The organism is Sneathiella chinensis (assembly GCF_012720115.1).
In the GTDB taxonomy this organism is placed as follows: domain Bacteria; phylum Pseudomonadota; class Alphaproteobacteria; order Sneathiellales; family Sneathiellaceae; genus Sneathiella; species Sneathiella chinensis.
In genome coordinates, this window is record NZ_VNWN01000017.1 from 1 (window position 1) to 862 (window position 862).

The window sequence follows — 862 nt, forward strand, 5'->3', positions numbered from 1 at the left end:
GCCATAGCGGACCCCGGCAAACGGTGTCACCGACACCCCGTTCCCAAGCCCAAGGCCATAGCCCACCTCCAGATCGGAGGAGAGATCGAGCGCCCCATAATCGGCCCGGGCGGTTTCCCGCGTGGCGCCGACAGTGACAGTGCGATCCGCCTCAATCCGGTGCAGGCCACCGCCGGCCACCCCGTCCAGATACAGCGATCCCGCCTGCCAGCGGCCATAGGCGGCCAGTTGGTAACTGTCCACATGGGTATCGCCAGAGGATGACGCCAGCGTCCGGGTATAGGACCCGGCCCCGCCCAGCGTCAGGGATGGCAATACTTCCAGATCCGCACCTGCACTCACCCCGCCATAACGGTAATCGGTGCCTTCCGCATTGGCGGTGCCGGATACATCGCCAAAACCACCATAACCGCGCACCCACACCGCCTTGTTGCGGTCCAGCCCGGTTTCTGCAGCCTGCACGGCCTCGGCCAGACTGTGGGACCAACTGTCGGTGCCGTCGGACGCCATGGCCAATGTTCCGCCCGCTGACCGGGTCCGGTCGCCATCAAGGCGGTTTTCGATCTGCTCATAAAAGGCCAGTCCGGCCCGGTTGAAGAAGGTCGGCCCGTGGGTATGGGGCATCCCGGCAAGGGCATTAAAGGCCTGCCGCGCCCCGGCCCCGGACAGGCCTGTCATGCGATGCACCAGACTGCCAAGGCGCGGGTCTTTCTTCAGGGCATCCAGGGTATCGGCCACCGCGTCCTGATTGGGGGTTTCCGCTTCGTCCTCGAAATCCCGCTGGTTTGAGATCAGGGTCAGGTAGACCTGATTGGCATCATAGCTGAGACTGGGTTCAAGGAAAGCAAGGTTCGAGGTCACA

Annotated in this window: 1 protein-coding gene; it reads right to left on the bottom strand. The window is 63.9% G+C overall.

Annotated elements, in window-relative coordinates:
- Positions 1-862 (bottom strand): autotransporter outer membrane beta-barrel domain-containing protein (locus FQB27_RS16540; RefSeq protein WP_169562188.1); only part of this gene is annotated, 862 nt, incomplete at both ends.